Genomic DNA, 20,377 nt, shown 5'->3' with positions numbered 1-20,377 from the left:
TATGAAAACAAAAGCAGATTCCCACTCATTTTCCACCTTTCTTTTTACTTAGTATGTGGCTAAGCACTTCTATCCATGGCCGGATTCTCTCTTCCATCCAAAAAGATAAATTTTATACCGGGGTTTCACCATATATCCATCTTGATTTTCAACATACAACTCGCGGCTATAAAAACAAAAAGAGATATCTACTCGCTTTCTCCTTTTGTTTTAACATGGCATGGGGCTAAAAAAGGCACTGACCGCTTCTATGCATGGGTGGACGCTCTCTCCTACCCAAAAGAAATGGTTTTTTTATAAAAAAAAGACTGAAACCTAAAGCCTCGCAACATGCGAACCTTTAGGCCAGCCTCTTCTCTTAAGAAAATAGCTCTTTTAAAATCTCAAGCTTATCTTCTGTATATTTCATATAACCATCATTATATGACTTTGGATCTTTTGGATTTGCGAAGTGCGTAATTGCCCCCGTTTTTGGATGTACAAATTTACTTGATGCACCGCAGCCAAGACCGATAATCGATTGTACTTCTTCCATAATCACGATATTATAAATGCTTTCTTGGGAAGGCATTGCGTAGCCAACATTTTCTAAGTTACCTAAAATGTTCTTTTGGCGGTATAAATAATAAGGTACGTAATTATGATTCTTCGTCCACTCTTCTGCTTCGTGCATCATCGCTGTAATTTCTTCACGACCTGCCACTTTATATTTACGCTTGTTTTGCGTCATTTCAGAAGCACGCTTAAATGATAATGTGTGAACTGTTAATGATTCTGGCATTAACTTTTCTGTCTCATCTAACGTATGTTTGAATATTTCTAATCCTTCACCAGGAAGACCAATAATTAAATCCATATTAATATTGTTCATTCCCATTTGACGTGCTAAGTGATACTTCTCAATCGTTTCTTCCACCGTATGGTGACGTCCGATTGCTTTTAACGTTTCTTGATGGTACGACTGCGGATTAATACTAATGCGGTCAATGTTCCATTTATTTAATACTTCTAGCTTTTCTGGCGTAATCGTATCTGGACGACCTGCCTCAACCGTTACTTCACGTACTTTTGTTACATCTGGGAACGATTGATACATTTCTTCATACAACATGTCCATCTCTTCTGCTGTAATACTTGTTGGCGTACCACCGCCGTAATAAATCGTTGTAACCTTAACACCTTTTTCTTTTAGGAACTTACCAATTTCACGAACTTCATAATGCAGACCACCTAAGAAAGAATCGACAGATCCTTGACGTCCATTAATTGCATAAGCCGGGAATGTACAATATGCACATTTCGTCGGACAGAACGGAATACCGATATAAATACTTACCTCTTCTTTTAAACGATATAAATCTGGAACAACTGCTAATTGGCAATCAACAATGCGCTGCAGAAGTTCAATTTTTTCTTCATGAATTAAATAGCTTTCACGAAGTTCTTTATGCGCTTCTTCTTTTGACATACCATTTTGAAGCATCTTATGAAGAAGTTTCGTTGGACGTACACCTGTTAAAATCCCCCAGCTCTGTTCAATTCCAGTTAGCTGCTGTAAAACAGAAAGATATACATAAGAAACGACATGCTTTACCTGTTTCATACGTTCTTTTTCTTCTGTAAAAGAAGATAAATCTTTTGAAAATGTTTCTTCATATACATCACCAGTCTGGGCGTCTGTTAAACGCGCTGAAGCTGTCACGTTTCCTTCTATCTGTATTTCAACAATAAGATTTGCATCTTCCTGCTCAAATCCTATCGTGCTTTCTTCAAAAAATAAGCCGCTAATATTTTGTAGCGGACGTAAAAAACGATCATCTTGTAACGTTTTTATTGAAATTAACAACACTTATCACCTTTTCATTTGTAAACTCTCTTTAGTTTACTTGAAGGGCGTGTACAGGTCAATACAGAAGCTTTTACCTCATTTTCCCGAAAAATCCTCACAAAACTGCGGAATAAAGACACTAAAAAACGTAGCTGTTAAACTACGTTTTTTAAAAGCCCTATCATCGCTTATGAACTTGCGAATGGTTTTTCAAAAATGGAATTGGAAATTGCTTTCGGAAATGTTCCTTAATCATATATTCCACTCCGTTTTCACCATTGGAACGCGTAATCCAGTCCGCTGCTTGCTTCACTGGAATAGGTGCATCTCCCATTGCGACTCCTAATCCAACACTCGCAATGACATCTAAATCTTCCAAACTATCTCCAATTGCCACCATTTCATTCAGTTCTACTCCAAGATGTTCTCCTAATAATTGCAACCCTCTTAATTTTGATACATGCAGCGGAAGAATTTCTATCCTTCCCCCACCAGATTCTATATACTCCACATTTTCAAATGCTTTTTTCAATGTTTTGAGCGCACGGTCTTTTTCTCCTCTACTTGAAAAAACAACATCAATTTTCGGAGCTGCAACAGGCTGATCACGGAGTGTGTCACCTAATGAATCTACAAATTGAACAGGATAAAATAGTGGTTCTGTGCTTGATAATACAGTACGTGCAATTAAATTCGGTGTATTGCGCTCACGGTTACCGATAGAAAAACGTTCATGTGAAATCCGGACATTACATTCAAAATGTTCCAGTACTTGCACAATATTAAACGTCTTTTCTTCTGATAATCGTTTTTGAACGAGCGGTTTATCTAATGAAGCAGAAATAAAAGCGCCGCTATGCGTAACTAATATGGAATCTAGTTTTAATGACTTCGCTATTTTATGAGCAGATTGAAAGTGCCTGCTTGTAAACAGCGTAACATATACACCTTTTCGCTTTACAAAATCAATAGCTTCTCGTGTTCCTTTTGGTATCTTCCCATTTTTCTGCACGAGTGTCCCGTCTATATTAAGAGCCAACAAGCGATAAATCATGTCGTATCCCCTCCTCTTAGCTGCTTTTACCCTATCCATAATTTATGAAAGAAATTTATTAATTAGAACGAGTTAGAATCTCGCACACAAATTTGGTTTAATATATACGTAAATCATCAGTAAAGGAGATACCAATATGAAAGCACCTCCTTCTTTTTATGAGGGCGATACACTAGAAGTTGCTAAAAAGCTACTTGGTCATAAGCTTGTACATATAGTCGATGGGATAAAACGAAGTGGATTCATTGTAGAAGTCGAAGCATATAAAGGGCCAGATGATAAAGCGGCACATAGTTATGGGGGAAGACGAACGGAGCGGACAGAAGTTATGTTTGGCGCACCAGGACATGCTTATGTTTATCTTATTTATGGCATGTACCATTGTTTTAATGTCATCACTGCTCCAGTTGGCACCCCGCAAGGTGTTCTTATTCGTGCAATAGAGCCCCTTGATGGAATAGAAGAAATGAAAATGGCACGTTTCGGCAAAACAGAGCTTACGAAATCACAATCCAAAAATGTCACGAACGGACCTGGAAAGCTATGCCGCGCACTTGGCATTACGTTAGAAGAGCGCGGATTATCCTTACAAGGTGATGAATTATATATTGAATTAGTCCCTGAAGAAGAACATCTATCTTCTCAATATGAGGTCGTTGCTGGCCCCCGCATTAATATTGACTATGCGGAAGAAGCGGTTCATTATCCTTGGCGGTTTTATTTTGATAAACATCCGTTTGTATCTAAATAGGGTACATACTACAACACCCAAAATATTCTTTATATCAAAATGAAAGAGCATTTATTTCCAATGTGAAACGAATGCTCTTTTCTTGTATCTATGTAGAATAACTCTCATTACCATTCATTATAATGCCCTAAAGGCAGGTGATTTGATGAAAAAAACATTCATTATGATTCTGTCCCTATCTATATTTCTACTGTTAGCAGGGTGCAAGACACCTTCAGTAGATGAAATTTTAGGAGTTGGAACATCTACAACTCACAACGAAGTAAGATTTGAGCATACAACGAATAAGAAAAAAATAAAAACTGTATCCAATGTATTTCACACAAAAAAATGGATTGCCAATACAGAATTTGATCCAATCGGAAAAGATCCAGACGTTGTGTTTCTTATCACCAATGCAGAGGAAGGCAGCCCATTATTATACGTCAGCATATATTATAATGACCACGGGGCAGATGTAGTAAATATGAGAGGAGAGTATACCTCTTTAAGTAAACAAGAAGCAGATATTCTAAAGAAAATTACAATATAAATCAAAAGAAAACTACCGATATTGCGAAAACAACTCCGGTAGTTTCTTTTGATTTATATATTCCTGTAGCGATTATCGCACATACAGTAGACATGAATTGTTTTCTTTTTCCTCCGCACCTTCCGCGGTCGCAATATCATTTTCAAGATTTTCTCTTGATAAATCCGCTGCCATAAAATCTGCTGTTTCTGGGAGTGCTAAATGCATATGTGCCTTTTGACAAATTTGAATTGTACAATTGTCTACCACAAAGTCAAAAACATGTCCGCCTCCGCTTCGTTCGTTATCAATATAGTGTAAATGGAAACCAGCTACCCCAATACCTTGCGCATAATCTGGTGTCCAAAATCCGGCCATTGTTCCTTTTGTATGAGAGAAAGAAAAAATTGGCTGTGATTTTGTTACTTCTACAAGCGGTGTATATGGTTTTTCCTGACGGGGAACCGTTCTTGTTCTTACTTCACGGAATGTTCCATCCATGGAATACCATAAAATAAATTTTTACTTGGCATTAATTCCTGTAATAAAGCTTCCACTTCTTCACGATTCATCGGACGTTCAATTGTATAACTCATTTCTTTTTCGAAAAATGTTACAGTGGAAAACGGCGTTGTTTCTTCTGGTGCTACCATTTCCGCTGAATCATCGGAACGTAAAAATTTCTATTCGTATCACATATTTTTCAAGCGCACTTCCTTCCTTATCTCCTATCTAACTTTACTTTTCTACCGTTAGTTAAGAAATGGTCCTTCTATCAAAGTATTGATGAATTCCATAGAAAAAAGACGCCTCCCTCTCAGGAAACGTCTTTTTTTATATTAAGCTTGGTATGCAGTATATAATTCTTCAAGTGGCTTCATGATAATTTTGTTAATATCGCCAATTACAACGTTTAGGCGTTGCTCTGCTTCCATTAACTTAACGATTTTTGGATCTTGTTGAATAAGCGCTACAACTTCTTGTGCTTTTTGATTATCTTCTTCAGTAATCTCTTGTCCTTGCATCATTTTTTGTTGTAACTCTAATTGCATTGTACGGAACTGTTCAAATAATTGTTTTGAAGCTGCGTCTCCTTGTACTTCTGCATAGCTTGCTTTTAAAGCTTGGAAATCTGTATTTTCTGCGATTGCATTTTGTAATTCATATGCAACATCATGAATATTTTTTGTCATTGTATTTTTCCTCCTTTAGCGAGCTTGGTCTAATGTCCTTGCTCTTTGAGTACCTTTTGATACGCACCCTTTTACAATAACAAACTATGCACTATATGTGAAGAAATTTCACTTTATTTATCAATTTATAAAATCGATAAGACGATTGAAAACCTCTCTTTTTTGGTTGGAAGAGATCATCCAGCCATGGATAGAAACGATCAGAGCCTTTTTTAGCCCCATGCCGTATGAAACCAAAATGAGGTAGCGAGAGTAGGGCTTCTTTTACTTTCATAGCCTTAATTGAGATGGTGAGAAAGCACACGTTCATGCACCCCATGCTATGTAAAAAGAACAGGAGAACATAAGTGAATATCTCCTGTTCTTTTCATGGCTGGATTCTATCTTCTCTCTAAAAAAAAAGTTTGTTCAATTCATTTCATTACATTAAGAGAAGCAACAACACACCTTGAACCAATCCAATGGTCCCTCCTAATAACGCTCCTAAATAAGTAATCATCTTCAGTTCACTCTTCGTAATCGATAATACAAGGTCTTCTAATCTCTCTGTTGAGAATGTAGCTACTTCTTGTTGTACGATTTCAGCAAGACGGAAATTTTTCAAAATCTGTTCGGTATTGTTTATCCCCCATGCTAAACCTTTTTTCACTACATTCGGAATCATTGTTTGTACAACCCGTTCCCGAACTGGTTCACACACTTTTTGAACAGATTGATTGAAAAACCCTCTTACCGTTTCCTCTATTTTAATTGTTGATAAGATTGACTTTACAACCGTTTCTTTCTCAATAAAGGACTCCAGTTCCTTCACTTCTCTTCCTTTTAATTTCCCCCACTCTTTTTGCAGGACATCACTTAAAAGCTGTTTCGTTCCTTCTTGTCCTAAAAACTTAATCACTTCTGGCTGCAGACGATCCACTAAACTTACATTCCCTAAAAACATCCCTACTAAATTTAACAATGTGCCTCGGGAAGCAAAAAAGTCATCAATCATTTTAGCAAGCCGTTCTTTTCCTTCTTCACTTTCAAAAAAGCTTATCCCTCTTTCTAAAATAAATGATGCTACATTCGGAATCATTTGTTCCACTTTTTCATGAACAGAACGAGGCAAAGCTTGTTCCCACGTATATGTATCATATTTTGATAAAAACGTATCAATTTTTTCGACAATCATACTTTTAATTTTTTTGATTGTCTCCCCTTCCACATGCTCCAAATCCCATTTCCCTAAAACCTCTCGCAGCGATTGCTCATTCACCAAAATTTTATCTATTTCTACTTGCGCCCACTGAATAAGCTCTTGCTGAAATTTCTCATCTGTTAATTTCTTTCCGATTCCCTCTGGTGTTAACAAATGATCTACAACCATTTTTCCTAATTGAACAGCAAGTTCATCACGACGTTTCGGAATTAATCCTGGTGTAAATGGTACACGAAACTTCCCAATATAAATCGGGCGATGCGGACGAAATAACATTTTTATCGCTAAATGATTTGTATATCCACCAATTATTGCTCCTAATCCTGTTGTCGTTAACATATTTAACCACATATTCATTACACTACCAACTTTCCATTTCTCCAAGTATATACACATCTTACTACAACCTATTACAAAAATAATACGTGAAAAGCTCCTATCAGTGGCGCTTTCGTTTTCGCTACAATCCAATCACGGCTATAAAGAACAAAAGGAGATCCCCACTCTCGTGTTCTCCGTTGGGTTTCATTTGGCATGGGGCGAACCGCTTCTATGCATCATCGGATCCTCTCTTCCCTCTAAAAAGAAAGGTTTTCCCTTTGTATTCTCTCGCCCTAAAACATTGATCATCCAAAAATAGAATATCGTTATACGGACAACAGTATAATGATATGGAAGCATATTTGCAATGTATTGAAGCCACTATCGCGCAACTTCACAATAGAAACAAAAAATAATGGAGTATTTCTCTTTTCTCTTTCTACATAATGGATAAAATAGAGCACTTGAGATTATACATGCTAATGAGAAAACAGCATGATTATTTACTGGCCGGAGAAGTTTTTCACGGCCAATTACGGTTTAACTCATTTACACCGTAACTGAAAAAGGAGTGACGACGATATTGAAAGATTATATTTACACATTACAAATTTCTACCGATCATCCAAGGTCGCTAACATTGCCTTATATATTTTCTAGCACTTCTTCCCTTACATTTCTTTCCTTCGGCACACGACATACGGCATGTGAAAACATTGAAATTCATTATACTTATGCCCACCAAATTATAATAGGCGAACAGATTGCGAAAGAACTCTTGCTTCCATCTTCAACTGCCATGCATGCTTTCATTCAAAATCAAACCCTTATACTTGGGCCACTGATCGGTATTTTCACAACAGGTTTTACAGAATCCGCTTCCCATCCCGTCGGCAATCGTTCTATCAGTTTCAAAGATTTATTAATCCCGCCCGATCCTTTACATCCATTCGTTTTCTTATTTGGTGCACAACATATAAACTGGGATGAAGAAACGATTGATGGCTACTTTTTTAAAGAGGAAAGCTGGGTGCAATGTAAAGTTCCTTTTCCAAACGTTATTTACGATCGGTTACCTAATCGGCAAGCAGAGAGTTATAAACCTATTATTCGGGCAAAAAAACGATTACAAACAAAGTACGCCATTCCATGGTTCAATCCAGGATTTTTCAACAAATGGAATATACATGAGCTTCTTATAAATGAAAAAACAGTTGCTTCTCTGTTACCTCAAACAGAAACATTTCAGCACTTCGAACAAGTAGAACGTTTCTTATCATCATACAAACACGTTTATATGAAATCTGTGCATGGTAGTTTTGGACGAAGCATTTATCAAATTCTTTATTCTACTACAGAAAGCTGTTATTATTGCCGTTACCATGAGGGGAAACAAAATAAATTTCGAAAGTATCACTCTTTAGAAACATTAATTAATCACGTTATGCAAGGGCAAGATTTAAAAGAATTTATCGTCCAGCAAGGAATTGTTTTATTACGTATAGGTGGGCAACCGGTAGATTTTCGAATTCATACAAATAAAAATCGTTTTGGTAATTGGAGAATTAGTGCCATCGTTGCGAAAATCGCTGGAAAAGGCAGTATGACAACTCATATAAATAGCGGCGGAGAAGTAAAACTACTCCAAGATATTTTCCCTGACGCAACGGAGCGTATTCGAATCACGAATAAATTAACAGATGTAGCCATGCAATTAAGTTCTACTTTAGATCGGTGCATGAAAGGAAATATTGGAGAAATTGGTTTTGATTTAGGGTTAGATAAAAATGAGAAGGTTTGGTTATTTGAAGCCAATTCCAAACCTGGAAGAACTGTCTTTCAATCCGAAGAATTACAAGAATATGATGAATTGACGAAACAGTTATTTTACGAGTATGCCATATATTTAACAGAAAGCAGTCTTTCTCGTTCGAAAAGGCAATTACCAAAGGACGAAACTTCCACCCGATAATAGGTGGAAGTTTTTTTATTATATCAATTCCACTGTTAATTCAGTTTGTGTCCCGCATGTCCCACAATAAAAAATATGAACACAATATTGCTCCGAATTCTCCCTCGTTAAACCGTCTACTGCTGTTAATAAATCTTGATCCATATACGCACTATAATCATCTATATAATCGACAACTTTTCCATAATCTTGGAGTACATTCGTACAAACCCGGCAAGAATATGTTTGAGATTCCAATGCATTACAAAGTGGACATATTGCCATTACAACTCCTCCAATCATAGAGGTTTCATATTTATGATTAGTGTGACCTTATTTTAGGAAAATACAAATTAAAAAACCTTTTTTTAGACGGGAGAGAGCATCCAGCTATGCATAGAAGCGATAAGTGCCTTTTTTCACTCCATGCCATGTTAAAACAGAAAGAGAAAGCGAGTGGAAATCTGCTTTTGTTTTCATAACCATGATTAATGTGTGGAAAGATCGAAATGGATGGGTATAAATACAATTTGAAAAACCTTTCTTTTTAAAAGGGGAGAGAGTATCCGGTCATGCATAGAAGCGATAAGATTCTTTTCCTGCCCCATGCCACGTGAAAACAGATAGAGAAAAAGAATGCAGATTATCTTTTATTGTCCATAACGGCGGTTTATACATTTACAAAATTTACAAATTATTATTTCGCATATCTTTCTAGGTAACACCCATACTATGAGTACACTCACCACAAACGATGGATTGGCGCCAAACGGGGCGATCATCTGGTTCAACTCCAGCTAATCCAACCAAAAAAACTTTTATACTCTAAGGAGGATATATTCCTATGGCAAACCAAAATTCTTCAAATCCATTAGTAGTACCAGGTGCATCAGCTGCAATCGATCAAATGAAATACGAAATCGCTCAAGAATTTGGTGTACAATTAGGAGCAGATTCTACAGCTCGTGCAAACGGATCTGTTGGTGGCGAAATTACAAAACGTTTAGTAGCAATGGCTGAGCAAAGCCTTGGCGGATTCCAAAAATAAATATATATGGCAAAAAAGGTCTCAGGGCATTCGCCTTGAGACCTTTCTATTTACTGAAGCATTTGTAAAAATTTCTTTGTGCGTTCTTCTTTCGGAGTAGTAAATACTTCTTCTGGCGTACCTTGTTCCACAACAACGCCACCATCCATAAAGATAACACGATTCGCAATTTGATGAGCAAAGCGCATCTCATGCGTTACAATCACCATTGTCATTCCTTCTTTTGCAAGTTCCTTCATGACTTTTAGGACCTCTTGCACAAGTTCTGGATCTAGCGCTGACGTTGGTTCATCAAATAATAAAACCTCTGGTTCCATCGCTAGCGCACGAGCGATTCCTACGCGTTGCTGTTGCCCGCCTGACAACTGGAATGGATATAAATCCATTTTGTCACCAAGTCCAACCTTTTCAAGGAAATATGTCGATTTCTTCTTCGCTTGTTCTTTCCCCATCTTTTTCACTGTAACAAGCCCTTCCATTACATTTTGAATCGCTGTTAAGTGAGGAAATAAATTATGATGCTGGAATACCATACCCGTTTGCGTACGAAGATTTACAATATCGCTCTTCGTTATTTTCTTTGAGAAATCCAATTCCTTATTACCAATACGAACAACACCCTCATTTGGTGTTTCTAACACATTTAGGCAACGTAAAAATGTTGTCTTACCAGAACCAGATGGCCCAATAATTACGACTACCTCGCCTTTTTCAACTGATAAGTCTATATGTTTTAGTACTGTATTATCTCCGAAACTTTTCTGTAAATGTTGAATTGAAATCATAAAAACAAAAACTCCTTTTATGAAAGGATTATTTTAAAGTATAACGTTCTGAACGTTTTTCTAATATTTGTTGCACGATAGATAGTAAGAAACAAATTACCCAATAAATAAGGCCTGCTTCAAAATAAACAATTAAAAACTCATAGTTCATCGATGCGATTTCTTGTGCCTTTCGGAACATCTCTGTCACTAAAATTAACGATGCTAATGAAGTATCCTTCACTAAGCTGATAAACGTATTGGAAAGCGGTGGAATCGATACACGTGTTGCTTGTGGTAAAATAATACGTTTTAGCGCTTGTGGATATGTCATCCCAATTGTATAAGCTGCTTCCCACTGCCCTTTTGGAATAGATAAAATGGATGCACGAATAATTTCAGATGCATACGCACCAACATTTAATGAAAATCCAATAACAGCTGCTGGATATGGATCAATCTCAATTTTTAAAGTTGGAAGTCCATAAAAAATGATAAATAATTGTACAAGAAGTGGTGTTCCGCGAATAATAGATACATAGATACGAGCGATCCATTGCAGAGTGCGACTATTTGAAATACGTGCTAAAGCCGTTAAAGTCGCTAATATAATACCGATCACAAATGTGATAAGCGTTAATGGAATCGTCGTGAAAAGAGCACCCTCCAGCATAGGCATGAAGGATGTTTGCATAATATCTATCCATGTAGATAATCGATCTGTAACGACTGCACTACTTAGATACATTTTCACCGAACCATTTTTTCGTTATTTTGTCATACGTACCATCTTTTTTCATCTCTTCTAACGCTTTATCTACTTCTTGTACTAATGTATCGCTACCTTTACGGAATAAGAACCCACTTTGTGATGCTTCTTTTTCTGTTGCTGCAATTTTAATGTTTGCATCTTTTTTCGTTTCTAAATAGTTTAATACTGATAATTTGTCATTGATTGTGAAATCAACGCGTCCTGAGTTAAGTAATTCTACTGCTTGGCTAAATCCTTCTACGCCCTCAATTTTTGCGCCATTTTTCTTTGCAATGTCTGCGTAATTACTTGTTAAAGACTGTGCTGCTTTTAAACCTTTAATATCTGTAAATGAAGCTGGCTTATCTTTATCTTTTCGAACAACAAGTGCTGCTGAAGAAGAAATATATGGTTTAGAGAAGTCATATTTCTTTTGACGATCTTCACGAATTCCAACTTCATTCGCAACCATATCGAAACGTTTTGCATCTAGTCCAGCAAGTAAGCTGTCCCATTGCGTTTCTTTAAATACTGGCTTCACACCTAGACGTTTTGCAACTTCTTCTGTTAACTCAACGTCAAATCCAGTTAATTTTCCACTTCCATCGTGGAATGTAAACGGTGGATATGTACCCTCTGTACCAACAACAATTTCACCGCTCTTTTTAATTTGTTGTAATGCATCTTGACTAGCTGTATCTTTTTTCTCTTCTTTGCCACAGCCCGCCACAATACCGACTGCTAGTGTAGCTACTGTAAGCACTGAAAATAATTTCTTCATAATGTTGATCCTCCAAGTATTCAGATAGGAATTTAAAAACTATATTGATTGTATGCAATCTTGAACAATTTTTCAATGAAAATGTTCGTGATTAGTGTATCCTTTTTTTTCATAATCAAACAAAACACCACTAATTACATACAAAAAATAAGTAACACGTTTTAATATAGTATTTATAAAAGAAAAGGTAAAACAATACCTACTTTATCTATATGAATATAAATTGAAAACCATTCTTTTTTAGATGGGAGAGAAGATCCAATCATGCACAGATGCGACCAGGGCCTTTTTTAGCCCCAGGCCAAGTGAAAACAAAGGGAGAAAGTAAGTAGGAGTCTTTTTTTCTCCTTCATAGTCATAACTGGGCTGTAGAAAAATCAATATGGATTTTTCTATACAAAAAAAGAGCTTGCCACATAAACAAGCTCTCTCAAGACTCTAATACACAATATCCAATCATCCCGTACAATAATAAAAAGAAAGCAATGTTAAATGTTACTGATAACTCTTCCATCCCTATCTCCCCCTTTATTCAAAAATATCACATGGATAAAGGGAGAAGAGGTCCTATTTGTAAACATTGCTTTAAAGTTTTCTGAACATTTCGTGAAAGTTAAGCACTTTGACTTCCCTCCATTTGTGTTTTGTACATGTCATAATAGCGACCCTTTTTCGCCATTAGTTCGTCGTGAGATCCCTTTTCAAGAATCGTTCCTCGGTCAAGCACAATAATTTGATCTGCGCTCTTAATAGTAGAAAGGCGATGTGCAATAATAAATGTTGTTCGCCCCTTCTTCACAACTTCTAACGCTTTTTGAATCATCGCTTCTGTCTCTGTATCAATACTTGAAGTCGCTTCATCTAACACTAAAATGGCAGGATCAAATGCTAACGCACGTGCAAAAGAGATAAGTTGACGCTCTCCTGTGGAAAGCGTGCTTCCTTTTTCCGTAATTTCTTCTTCTATATTATTAGCAAATCGCTCTGCTCCCACATCGTGCAGTGCTTTTACAATTTTAGCCTTTGAAATCCTCGGATGTTCTAAGCTTACATTCGATGCGACTGTACCACTAAATAGAAACGGATCTTGCAGTACAATTCCCATATGCTCTCGGAGCGCTTGCTTCGGTATATCTTTCACGTCATGTTCATCGATTGTCAGTTTTCCTTTTTGAAACTCATAAAATTGGAAAAGCACATTCATAATCGAACTTTTCCCAGAACCAGTATGCCCAACAAGAGCTACTGTTTCTCCTTTTTTCGCCTCAAAAGAAATGTTTTTTAACACTTCATCTTTCCCGTTATAAGAAAATGAAACATCATCAAATCGAACATTTCCATTCAGACGTGGGATACGTTCCTCCTCAACTACTTCTCCCTTTTCATCTAACAGTTCAAATACACGTTCCGATGCAACGCGCGCTTGCTCTAAATTCGCAAGCTGATTCACCATATTGGTAATGGGTGAGAAGAGCCTTGTTAAATAATCGACAAATGCATACAGCACCCCTAAAGAAATAATTCCCGTAGCACTCAAAGAGGCGCCGCCAAAGTACCAAATAACTCCCGTAAAGGCAATATTACGCAAGACACCTACTAAGTTATGGGATGTCGCTGCATTTAAATTTAAAATTTTATTTTGGTACTTGAAGTAATCTTCATTTAATTCTTCAAATTCTTTCTTCGTTGTACGTTCTTGACGAAATGCCTGAATAATCGGCATTCCTTGAATGGATTCATTCACTGTTCCATTAATATCTGATAGTCGTGAGCGCATTTTATGATTATACACAGACGCATATTTTCGATATACAATAGCCCAAACGATTAAAATTGGGATGATGATTAAACAAAGAAGTGCTAATTTTATATCCAGTAAAAATAACGCAATAAAAATTCCGATAATGTAAATAAAACTAGAAACAAATGTCGCTAAAACTGTTACATATAACTCCCGAATTGCCTCTGTATCATTCGTTACACGCGATACAATTTTCCCTGCTGGTAAATGATCGAAATAACGAATCCGCAGAGTTTGAATATGGGAAAAGACATCTTCACGCATAATTTGAATGATTTTATTAGATGCTTTCTGTAAGAAGAACTGTTTACCATATGCAAATAAAGATACAACTAATAATAATGCAAAATACCCTCCGCCAAGTAAGAGTAATCGTTTCATCTCCGGTTCATAAAACGAATATACTTCTTTTCCTGTTAACATTTTCGCTTTATACACTTGCGTTGCTTTCCCGCTTTGAATTGTAATCATATCTCCCTTTACAGAACGTGTTCCCTCTATTGCGACTTTATTAGGTACAAAATAATAAGTGAAACCGACTTGTATAATACGAACTTCTTTTCCTTTTTGTTCCCCTTGTTCAAAACGGTCGCTTCGTTTATACCAAGCTCCGTTATAAAGTACGGCATCCTCACCTTGCACCGTTTCATGCCACGGCTTCTCAATTCCGACAATATGATCATCAATCATTATCTTTGCTACAAATGGGCCTGCCAGCTCTGCAATAACGAAAATAAATAACATTGCTAGTGCCGTAAAAATAGTCCCTTTTACTTTCATAGCATACTGAAATAACCTCTTTCCTACATTCATATTTTCACCTCACCCTCGGCCTTTTCGCCCTGCTGTCTTTCAAACTGCTCCGCATACCAGCCACCATTCAGCACGAGCCTATCATGCGTTCCTTCTTCTATGATTTCACCATTATCCATAACGAGAATCCAATCCGCATGCTGCACAGCTGACAGACGGTGCGTTGTAATAATGGTTGTTTTTCCGCTTCTTTCTCTTCGTATATTTTCAATAATCGCTGCTTCCGTTCTGGCATCTACAGCTGATAATGAATCATCTAAAATTAAAATTTCTGGATTTTGAATAACCGCTCGCGCAATCGAAATCCGCTGTTTTTGTCCGCCAGATAAAGAAACACCTTTCTCTCCAACAAGCGTCTCTAACCCTTCTGGAAGGAACTCTAAATCTTTTTTGAATGCTGCAATTTCAATCGCCTTTTCAAGTTCCTCTTCGCTTGCTTCTCTGTTTCCAAATAAAATATTTTCGCGTGCTGTTTTTGAAAATAGAATATGCTCTTGTGGTACATACCCAATCCAGCCTCGTACGTTCTCAGTTGAAATTGAACCAAGCGTAACGTCTGACACTGTAATGTCTCCTTCTCCAAGTGGATACTGACGAAGAAGTTGACGAACAAGGGTCGTTTTACCACTCCCTGTTTTCCCAACAATGCCAAGTGTTTCTCCTTGTTTTAATAAAAAAGACACATTTTTCAAATTCATATCTGGTGAAGCTGGATATGAAAAGGAAACTTTATCAAAGTCGATATACTCTGGTTCGTGTACACGCTTCGGCTTTTTCACATTCTTCACGTCAGGCTCATACGCTAACGTTTCATGAACGCGGTCTAGCGAAGCATTTCCACGCTGCATCACATTGATTAATTCACCAATCGCAAACATCGGCCAAATCATCATTCCAAGGTAAACGTTAAAGGAAACAAGTTCACCGAGTGTCACCTTCGACTGGAATACTAAAAATGCTCCATATACAAGACCAATCAAATAACTAAGACCAACTAGCATCTTCACAGTCGGCTGGAACAGCGCATCAATTCTTGCTACTTTCATATTTTTTTCATATACATCTGTTCCTAATCTATGAAACCTTTCTTCATCCGCTTTTTCCTGTACATATGCACGAATCACACGCACGCCTGCAATCGATTCAAGCACTTTATCATTCATATCTCCAAACGCATCTTGCGCAATTGTAAAGCGTTCATGTAACTTCTTCCCATATATATTCATCGCATATGCCATAACCGGCAAAGGAAGCAGTGCCGCAATTGTAAGTTCCCAACTAATTGAAAATCCCATCATAAAAACAATCGTTAACATATATAAGCTAGAATCGACGAGTGTCAAAATCCCAAAACCAGCAGTCATAGAAATCGCCTTTAAATCATTTGTCGCCCTTGCCATTAAATCACCAGTACGATTTTTGTGATAAAAGGTCGGTGTCATCTTCAGCAAGTGCCCCATAAATTTTGAACGCATCGTTTTTTCAAGGACAAATGAACCACCAAATAATTGGTGCTGCCATACATACGTGAGTATATATCCAATGATCGTCGTCACTATTAAAATCCAAATATATTTCATAATGACTTCGCTTGTTAAAGACCCTATTTTTATATGATCAATTGTTAAGCCGATTACTTTTGGAGGAATAATTTCTACTACATTTACAATGAGAAGCGCTCCAATTGCGATACTATACCTCTTCCAATGTTCTTTAAAAAACCATGTTAGCTTTTGTAATACTGAAAACAATGAAATCTCTCCCTTCTCAATCTTGTTTCAATCCACTTCCGATTTATCCGCTATCAAAAGCTCCTACTTTTACACCGTACCAATTATGCTCATTCCTCATCACTTCTCACCTTCCATATATTGTTTTTATCGAAACCATACAAAGTATGGAAACAACCAAAGATAGAGACAAAAAAGCGCATACCGCCGCTTGACGATATGCGCAAAAACGCATAAAAGCGTACGTTACGAAATACGCAACGTACGCTTTTTTAAAGACAAAAAAGCACTATCTTTCCGTACGGGTTGCGTAATGATATGAACGTTTTCCAACATGTATTCCAGCTAAGCCAGTCATATTTACAATTACAATCATTACGCACACCTCCTTCATTTATTTTCCATTTTTAATTTTATAACTTTATGAACTTTTCTGTCAATTGTTTTTTTTATTATTTTACAAAACAAACTTTTATCACAAAAAATGAAAGATATATAATCCCCTTTCAATACTCAAGAAAAATTATCTATCGATATTATTATGGATTATCCTATATTCCCCTTACAAATAAGGTAAACCCCTTTAAGAAAGGGTATACAAAATAAAAATCACATAAGAAATCGTTTTCAAAAACATTTTGTTTGAAAAACATTCTCACCCCCCTACAATCACCGTATACTCACTCTTACAAGTTGCTATTTTAGGAGGACGAATCATGACAACGATAACTAGCAATACGTACAAATTTTATTTAAACGGTGAATGGAGAGAAAGCTCTTCAGGGCAAACAATTGATATTCCATCACCATACTTACATGAAGTAATTGGACAAGTACAAGCGATTACTCGCGAAGAAGTTGACGAAGCAATTGCATCAGCAAAAGAAGCTCAAAAAGAATGGGCTGAAGCTTCACTTCAAGATCGCGCAAAATATTTATATAAATGGGCTGATGAGCTTGTAAATATGCAAGATGAAATTGCCGATATCGTAATGAAAGAAGTCGGTAAAGGTTATAAAGATGCGAAAAAAGAAGTTGTTCGTACAGCAGATCTTATTCGTTACACTGTAGACGAAGCATTACATATGCATGGCGAAAGCATGATGGGAGATAGCTTCCCGGGCGGATCTAAATCGAAACTTGCAATCGTTCAACGTGCACCACGTGGTGTCATTTTAGCGATTGCACCATTTAACTACCCTGTAAACTTATCTGCTGCAAAACTTGCACCAGCTCTTATTATGGGTAACGCTGTTATCTTTAAGCCAGCAACACAAGGCGCAATTAGCGGTATTAAAATGGTAGAGGCACTTCATAAAGCAGGTCTTCCAAACGGACTTGTAAACGTAGTAACTGGACGCGGTTCAGTTATCGGTGACTACTTAGTAGAACATCCTGGCGTAAATATGGTATCGTTCACAGGCGGTACAAACACAGGCGCTCACTTAGCGAAAAAAGCTGCTATGATTCCACTTGTATTAGAACTTGGCGGTAAAGACCCTGGTATCGTTCGTGAAGATGCTGATTTACAAGAAGCAGCAAATCATATCGTAAGCGGTGTGTTCTCATACTCTGGTCAACGTTGTACTGCAATCAAGCGCGTACTTGTACATGAAAATGTAGCAGACGAGCTTGTTAGCTTATTAAAAGATCAAGTGGCTGAATTAACTGTTGGTTCTCCAGAACAAAACAGCACAATCGTGCCATTAATCGACGATAAATCTGCTGATTTCGTTCAAGGATTAGTTGACGATGCGGTAGAAAAAGGCGCAACAATCGTGATCGGTAACAAGCGCGAGCGCAACTTAATCTATCCAACAATCATTGATAACGTAACAGAAGATATGAAAGTTGCTTGGGAAGAGCCATTCGGCCCAATCCTTCCAATCATCCGCGTTTCTTCTGATGAGCAAGCAATTGAAATTGCGAACAAATCAGATTTCGGCTTACAAGCAAGTGTCTTCACAAAAGACATTAACAAAGCATTTGCAATTGCGAACAAAATCGACACTGGTTCTGTTCAAATTAACGGACGTACAGAACGTGGCCCTGACCACTTCCCATTCATCGGTGTAAAAGGTTCTGGTATGGGAGCACAAGGTATTCGTAAGAGCCTTGAGTCTATGACACGTGAGAAAGTGACTGTATTAAACTTAATGTAAATTTTAGAAGCTAGTCTACGGTTGTAGATTAGCTTCTTTTTATATAAATACAGATAGAAGCGATCAATTCCTTTTTGGCCCCATGCCAAGTGAGAACAAAAAGAGAAAGCGAGTGGAGATTTCCTTTTATTTCCATAGCCGCGACTTAAGTGCCTGAAAATAAAAATGGATATATGTTAGAAAATCAAGTTGGATATATATTCTTTTATTCACCTATTCACTTATCTCATATGTTTTAGGGCTACTATTCATTACCCAATCCATTACATTCTCTAATAAAGGTACATCATAATGATGTTGTTTTTCATTGTTCAAGTTAGACAAAATCTCAAAAATATTTTTTACATTTTCTTCAATACTAACTGCATCTACAAAATGGATTCCATAAGGAGAAACAGTATTCATATATTGAAAATACTGCTTTTGTGGTTCTATAAGACTTAGATGTTTTTCAAAGTTACTTCGTCTTCGAGTAGTATCCTTTTCTTTCCTTTTTCTTAATTCTGTTTCACTTGTAGAAAGATGAATGTAGACATTCGGAAATCCTATATGTTTTCGTTTCATTCGATTTACATAAAACTCTTTCAAAAACGGTAAAGTTTGTGGAAATTCCCCCTGATAAATCCAGTTATACCAAATGGGCTGAAAAATATCTCCATCAAATAGAACTACATCATACGATTTTAGTTTTTCTTGTGCGATTTGCCACCTTTCAACTTGCCTTTCGAGATACCAATTTTCCGGTTCAGGATTAGGACGCTGAAATAAGAAATTCACCTCTGGAATCACATAAGCATTGTACAATTCTGCAATCCTTCTACACGTTGTCGTTTTGCCAACACCACTTGCACCCTCCAAACAAATTAACGTCATACCGCACCTCCATTCTTCTTTATAAAACACGATTTCAATATTCTGCTTTATCAATGTAACACAACTATCAACAAGATTCTTCAAAAGAACCTATTTCGAAAAAACTCTCTCTTCTTATATAAAGTGAAACTTTAATCAGTGGGGGTTTTCTTCATCCTCCACTGATTATTAGTTGAACCAATCGGGCTTTTACGGGCAGTTGATCCCCTACCTATCTTCCTCGTTTCTCTCTGAATCTTGAGGTGGGGGTCTTACTGCCCGTTAATGCGGGATAAATCCATTTTGATTTTTCAGCATATAAGCCACTGCTATGAAAGAGAAAAGGTGACTTGCACTCGCCTGCTTTCTCTGTTTTAACTTGGCATGGGGCAGGAAGAGGATCTGACCGCTTCTATACACGGCCGGATGCTCTCTCCCGTCTAAAAAGAAAGGGTTTATGTCAGTTTTTAATTTGGATCTATATATAATGACAAATTCTTCACTATAATCTGATTATTAACATAGCCATTGACGTATAAAAATTCATTTGTTACCCTTGATTATGTGAATTTAATACATAAATCCTCATTCGTATCTCGGTGAGGTAGAGGTTGCAGTCATTAAGAGTATCATTTCGGGAGATGTAGTGGCATCGATGAACGAATGGGAAAGGAATGATTGCCGAAGTAAGAAATGTCCACCATGCATTCTTGCTGGGTCTGCTACTTAATAAGTACAGAACTGTCACAAGCATTTTGTTTGTGGAGAGCTATCGAGAGGTATGTCGTGGGTTTCTTATAGGATAGAAAGTACGTAGCGACAATGACACGTGCTTTTTTTGTTTTGTACGAAGCTTACCTCTCTT

Annotated in this window: 16 protein-coding genes, 1 pseudogene and 1 riboswitch; of the genes and pseudogenes, 5 read left to right on the top strand and 12 right to left on the bottom strand. The window is 37.1% G+C overall.

Annotation, left to right across the window (positions count from 1 at the left end):
• Nucleotides 1–358 precede the first annotated feature (358 nt).
• Nucleotides 359–1,849: a coproporphyrinogen III oxidase gene (locus tag HRG09_RS16430; protein WP_174101979.1), complete on the bottom strand. Its 1,491-nt coding sequence runs from the start codon at nt 1,847–1,849 to the stop codon at nt 359–361.
• A gap of 160 nt (nt 1,850–2,009) precedes the next feature.
• Complete coding sequence (locus HRG09_RS16425) at nt 2,010–2,882, bottom strand: Cof-type HAD-IIB family hydrolase (RefSeq protein WP_174101977.1); 873 nt, start codon at nt 2,880–2,882, stop codon at nt 2,010–2,012.
• A gap of 136 nt (nt 2,883–3,018) precedes the next feature.
• Here HRG09_RS16425 and HRG09_RS16420 point away from each other — a divergent pair, with 136 nt between their 5' ends.
• The gene (locus HRG09_RS16420) at nt 3,019–3,633 is read left to right on the top strand and encodes a DNA-3-methyladenine glycosylase (protein WP_174101975.1); all 615 of its coding nucleotides are present in this window, start codon (nt 3,019–3,021) and stop codon (nt 3,631–3,633) included.
• Between the two features lie 145 nt (nt 3,634–3,778).
• Nucleotides 3,779–4,165: a hypothetical protein gene (locus tag HRG09_RS16415; RefSeq protein ID WP_174101973.1), complete on the top strand. Its 387-nt coding sequence runs from the start codon at nt 3,779–3,781 to the stop codon at nt 4,163–4,165.
• Between the two features lie 72 nt (nt 4,166–4,237).
• On the opposite strand, the pseudogene budA reads toward HRG09_RS16415, so the two are convergent.
• From budA to HRG09_RS16400, 3 genes and pseudogenes are all read right to left on the bottom strand, one after another.
• Nucleotides 4,238–4,821 (bottom strand): annotated as a pseudogene (gene budA / locus HRG09_RS16410) (acetolactate decarboxylase); the annotation flags it as partial.
• A gap of 162 nt (nt 4,822–4,983) precedes the next feature.
• Nucleotides 4,984–5,337, bottom strand: a complete 354-nt coding sequence (locus HRG09_RS16405; protein WP_174101971.1) for a YlbF/YmcA family competence regulator — start codon at nt 5,335–5,337, stop codon at nt 4,984–4,986.
• Nucleotides 5,338–5,758: 421 nt separating this feature from the next.
• A complete protein-coding gene (locus tag HRG09_RS16400) occupies nt 5,759–6,895 on the bottom strand; it encodes a DUF445 domain-containing protein (RefSeq protein WP_483862114.1) in 1,137 nt (378 codons plus the stop codon).
• Nucleotides 6,896–7,442: 547 nt separating this feature from the next.
• Between HRG09_RS16400 and HRG09_RS16395 the strand changes: the two genes are divergently transcribed.
• The gene (locus HRG09_RS16395; RefSeq protein ID WP_174101967.1) at nt 7,443–8,831 is read left to right on the top strand and encodes a YheC/YheD family endospore coat-associated protein; all 1,389 of its coding nucleotides are present in this window, start codon (nt 7,443–7,445) and stop codon (nt 8,829–8,831) included.
• 18 nt (nt 8,832–8,849) lie between these two features.
• Here the strand turns inward: HRG09_RS16395 and HRG09_RS16390 are convergent, their stop codons facing one another.
• A complete protein-coding gene (locus HRG09_RS16390) occupies nt 8,850–9,095 on the bottom strand; it encodes a hypothetical protein (protein ID WP_174101965.1) in 246 nt (81 codons plus the stop codon).
• Nucleotides 9,096–9,654: 559 nt separating this feature from the next.
• Between HRG09_RS16390 and sasP the strand changes: the two genes are divergently transcribed.
• Nucleotides 9,655–9,858, top strand: coding sequence for a small acid-soluble spore protein, SasP family (sasP, locus tag HRG09_RS16385; protein ID WP_174101963.1), 204 nt, complete (start codon nt 9,655–9,657; stop codon nt 9,856–9,858).
• Nucleotides 9,859–9,908: 50 nt separating this feature from the next.
• Here the strand turns inward: sasP and HRG09_RS16380 are convergent, their stop codons facing one another.
• The 5 genes from HRG09_RS16380 to HRG09_RS16360 all read right to left on the bottom strand — a co-directional run bounded on the left by HRG09_RS16380 (nt 9,909) and on the right by HRG09_RS16360 (nt 16,519).
• Nucleotides 9,909–10,643, bottom strand: coding sequence for an amino acid ABC transporter ATP-binding protein (locus HRG09_RS16380; RefSeq protein ID WP_174101961.1), 735 nt, complete (start codon nt 10,641–10,643; stop codon nt 9,909–9,911).
• A 28-nt stretch (nt 10,644–10,671) separates the two neighbouring features.
• Nucleotides 10,672–11,370, bottom strand: coding sequence for an amino acid ABC transporter permease (locus HRG09_RS16375; RefSeq protein ID WP_174101959.1), 699 nt, complete (start codon nt 11,368–11,370; stop codon nt 10,672–10,674).
• Nucleotides 11,357–12,154, bottom strand: a complete 798-nt coding sequence (locus HRG09_RS16370; protein WP_174101957.1) for an amino acid ABC transporter substrate-binding protein — start codon at nt 12,152–12,154, stop codon at nt 11,357–11,359. Before HRG09_RS16370 ends, HRG09_RS16375 begins: the two co-directional genes overlap by 14 nt.
• Before the next feature lie 613 nt (nt 12,155–12,767).
• Entirely contained in the window at nt 12,768–14,768 is a 2,001-nt protein-coding gene (locus tag HRG09_RS16365; RefSeq protein WP_174101955.1) for an ABC transporter ATP-binding protein, read from the bottom strand.
• Complete coding sequence (locus HRG09_RS16360; protein ID WP_174101953.1) at nt 14,765–16,519, bottom strand: ABC transporter ATP-binding protein; 1,755 nt, start codon at nt 16,517–16,519, stop codon at nt 14,765–14,767. The genes HRG09_RS16365 and HRG09_RS16360 overlap by 4 nt, the downstream gene beginning before the upstream one ends.
• A gap of 695 nt (nt 16,520–17,214) precedes the next feature.
• On the opposite strand from HRG09_RS16360, the gene HRG09_RS16355 reads away from it, so the two are divergent.
• Entirely contained in the window at nt 17,215–18,660 is a 1,446-nt protein-coding gene (locus tag HRG09_RS16355) for an NADP-dependent glyceraldehyde-3-phosphate dehydrogenase (protein ID WP_174101951.1), read from the top strand.
• Between the two features lie 213 nt (nt 18,661–18,873).
• Here the strand turns inward: HRG09_RS16355 and HRG09_RS16350 are convergent, their stop codons facing one another.
• On the bottom strand, nt 18,874–19,533 hold the full coding sequence (locus tag HRG09_RS16350; RefSeq protein ID WP_174101949.1) for an AAA family ATPase: 660 nt from the start codon (nt 19,531–19,533) through the stop codon (nt 18,874–18,876).
• 576 nt (nt 19,534–20,109) lie between these two features.
• Nucleotides 20,110–20,292, top strand: a riboswitch (Lysine riboswitch).
• The last annotated feature ends 85 nt before the right edge of the window (nt 20,293–20,377 follow it).

This window comes from Bacillus sp. Xin1, assembly GCF_013314535.1.
In the GTDB taxonomy this organism is placed as follows: domain Bacteria; phylum Bacillota; class Bacilli; order Bacillales; family Bacillaceae_G; genus Bacillus_A.
This window is presented reverse-complemented; position numbering and strand designations above follow the sequence as displayed.

Bases quoted from the DNA above. Each gene is read 5' to 3' on its own strand.
- HRG09_RS16365 (WP_174101955.1), bottom strand. From the start codon at position 14,768: ATGAATGTAGGAAAGAGGTTATTTCAGTATGCTATGAAAGTAAAAGGG.
- HRG09_RS16355 (WP_174101951.1), top strand. From the start codon at position 17,215: ATGACAACGATAACTAGCAATACGTACAAATTTTATTTAAACGGTGAA.
- HRG09_RS16380 (WP_174101961.1), bottom strand. From the start codon at position 10,643: ATGATTTCAATTCAACATTTACAGAAAAGTTTCGGAGATAATACAGTA.
- sasP (WP_174101963.1), top strand. From the start codon at position 9,655: ATGGCAAACCAAAATTCTTCAAATCCATTAGTAGTACCAGGTGCATCA.
- HRG09_RS16400 (WP_483862114.1), bottom strand. From the start codon at position 6,895: ATGAATATGTGGTTAAATATGTTAACGACAACAGGATTAGGAGCAATA.
- HRG09_RS16405 (WP_174101971.1), bottom strand. From the start codon at position 5,337: ATGACAAAAAATATTCATGATGTTGCATATGAATTACAAAATGCAATC.
- HRG09_RS16415 (WP_174101973.1), top strand. From the start codon at position 3,779: ATGAAAAAAACATTCATTATGATTCTGTCCCTATCTATATTTCTACTG.
- HRG09_RS16420 (WP_174101975.1), top strand. From the start codon at position 3,019: ATGAAAGCACCTCCTTCTTTTTATGAGGGCGATACACTAGAAGTTGCT.
- HRG09_RS16375 (WP_174101959.1), bottom strand. From the start codon at position 11,370: ATGTATCTAAGTAGTGCAGTCGTTACAGATCGATTATCTACATGGATA.
- HRG09_RS16425 (WP_174101977.1), bottom strand. From the start codon at position 2,882: ATGATTTATCGCTTGTTGGCTCTTAATATAGACGGGACACTCGTGCAG.
- HRG09_RS16350 (WP_174101949.1), bottom strand. From the start codon at position 19,533: ATGACGTTAATTTGTTTGGAGGGTGCAAGTGGTGTTGGCAAAACGACA.
- HRG09_RS16390 (WP_174101965.1), bottom strand. From the start codon at position 9,095: ATGGCAATATGTCCACTTTGTAATGCATTGGAATCTCAAACATATTCT.
- HRG09_RS16370 (WP_174101957.1), bottom strand. From the start codon at position 12,154: ATGAAGAAATTATTTTCAGTGCTTACAGTAGCTACACTAGCAGTCGGT.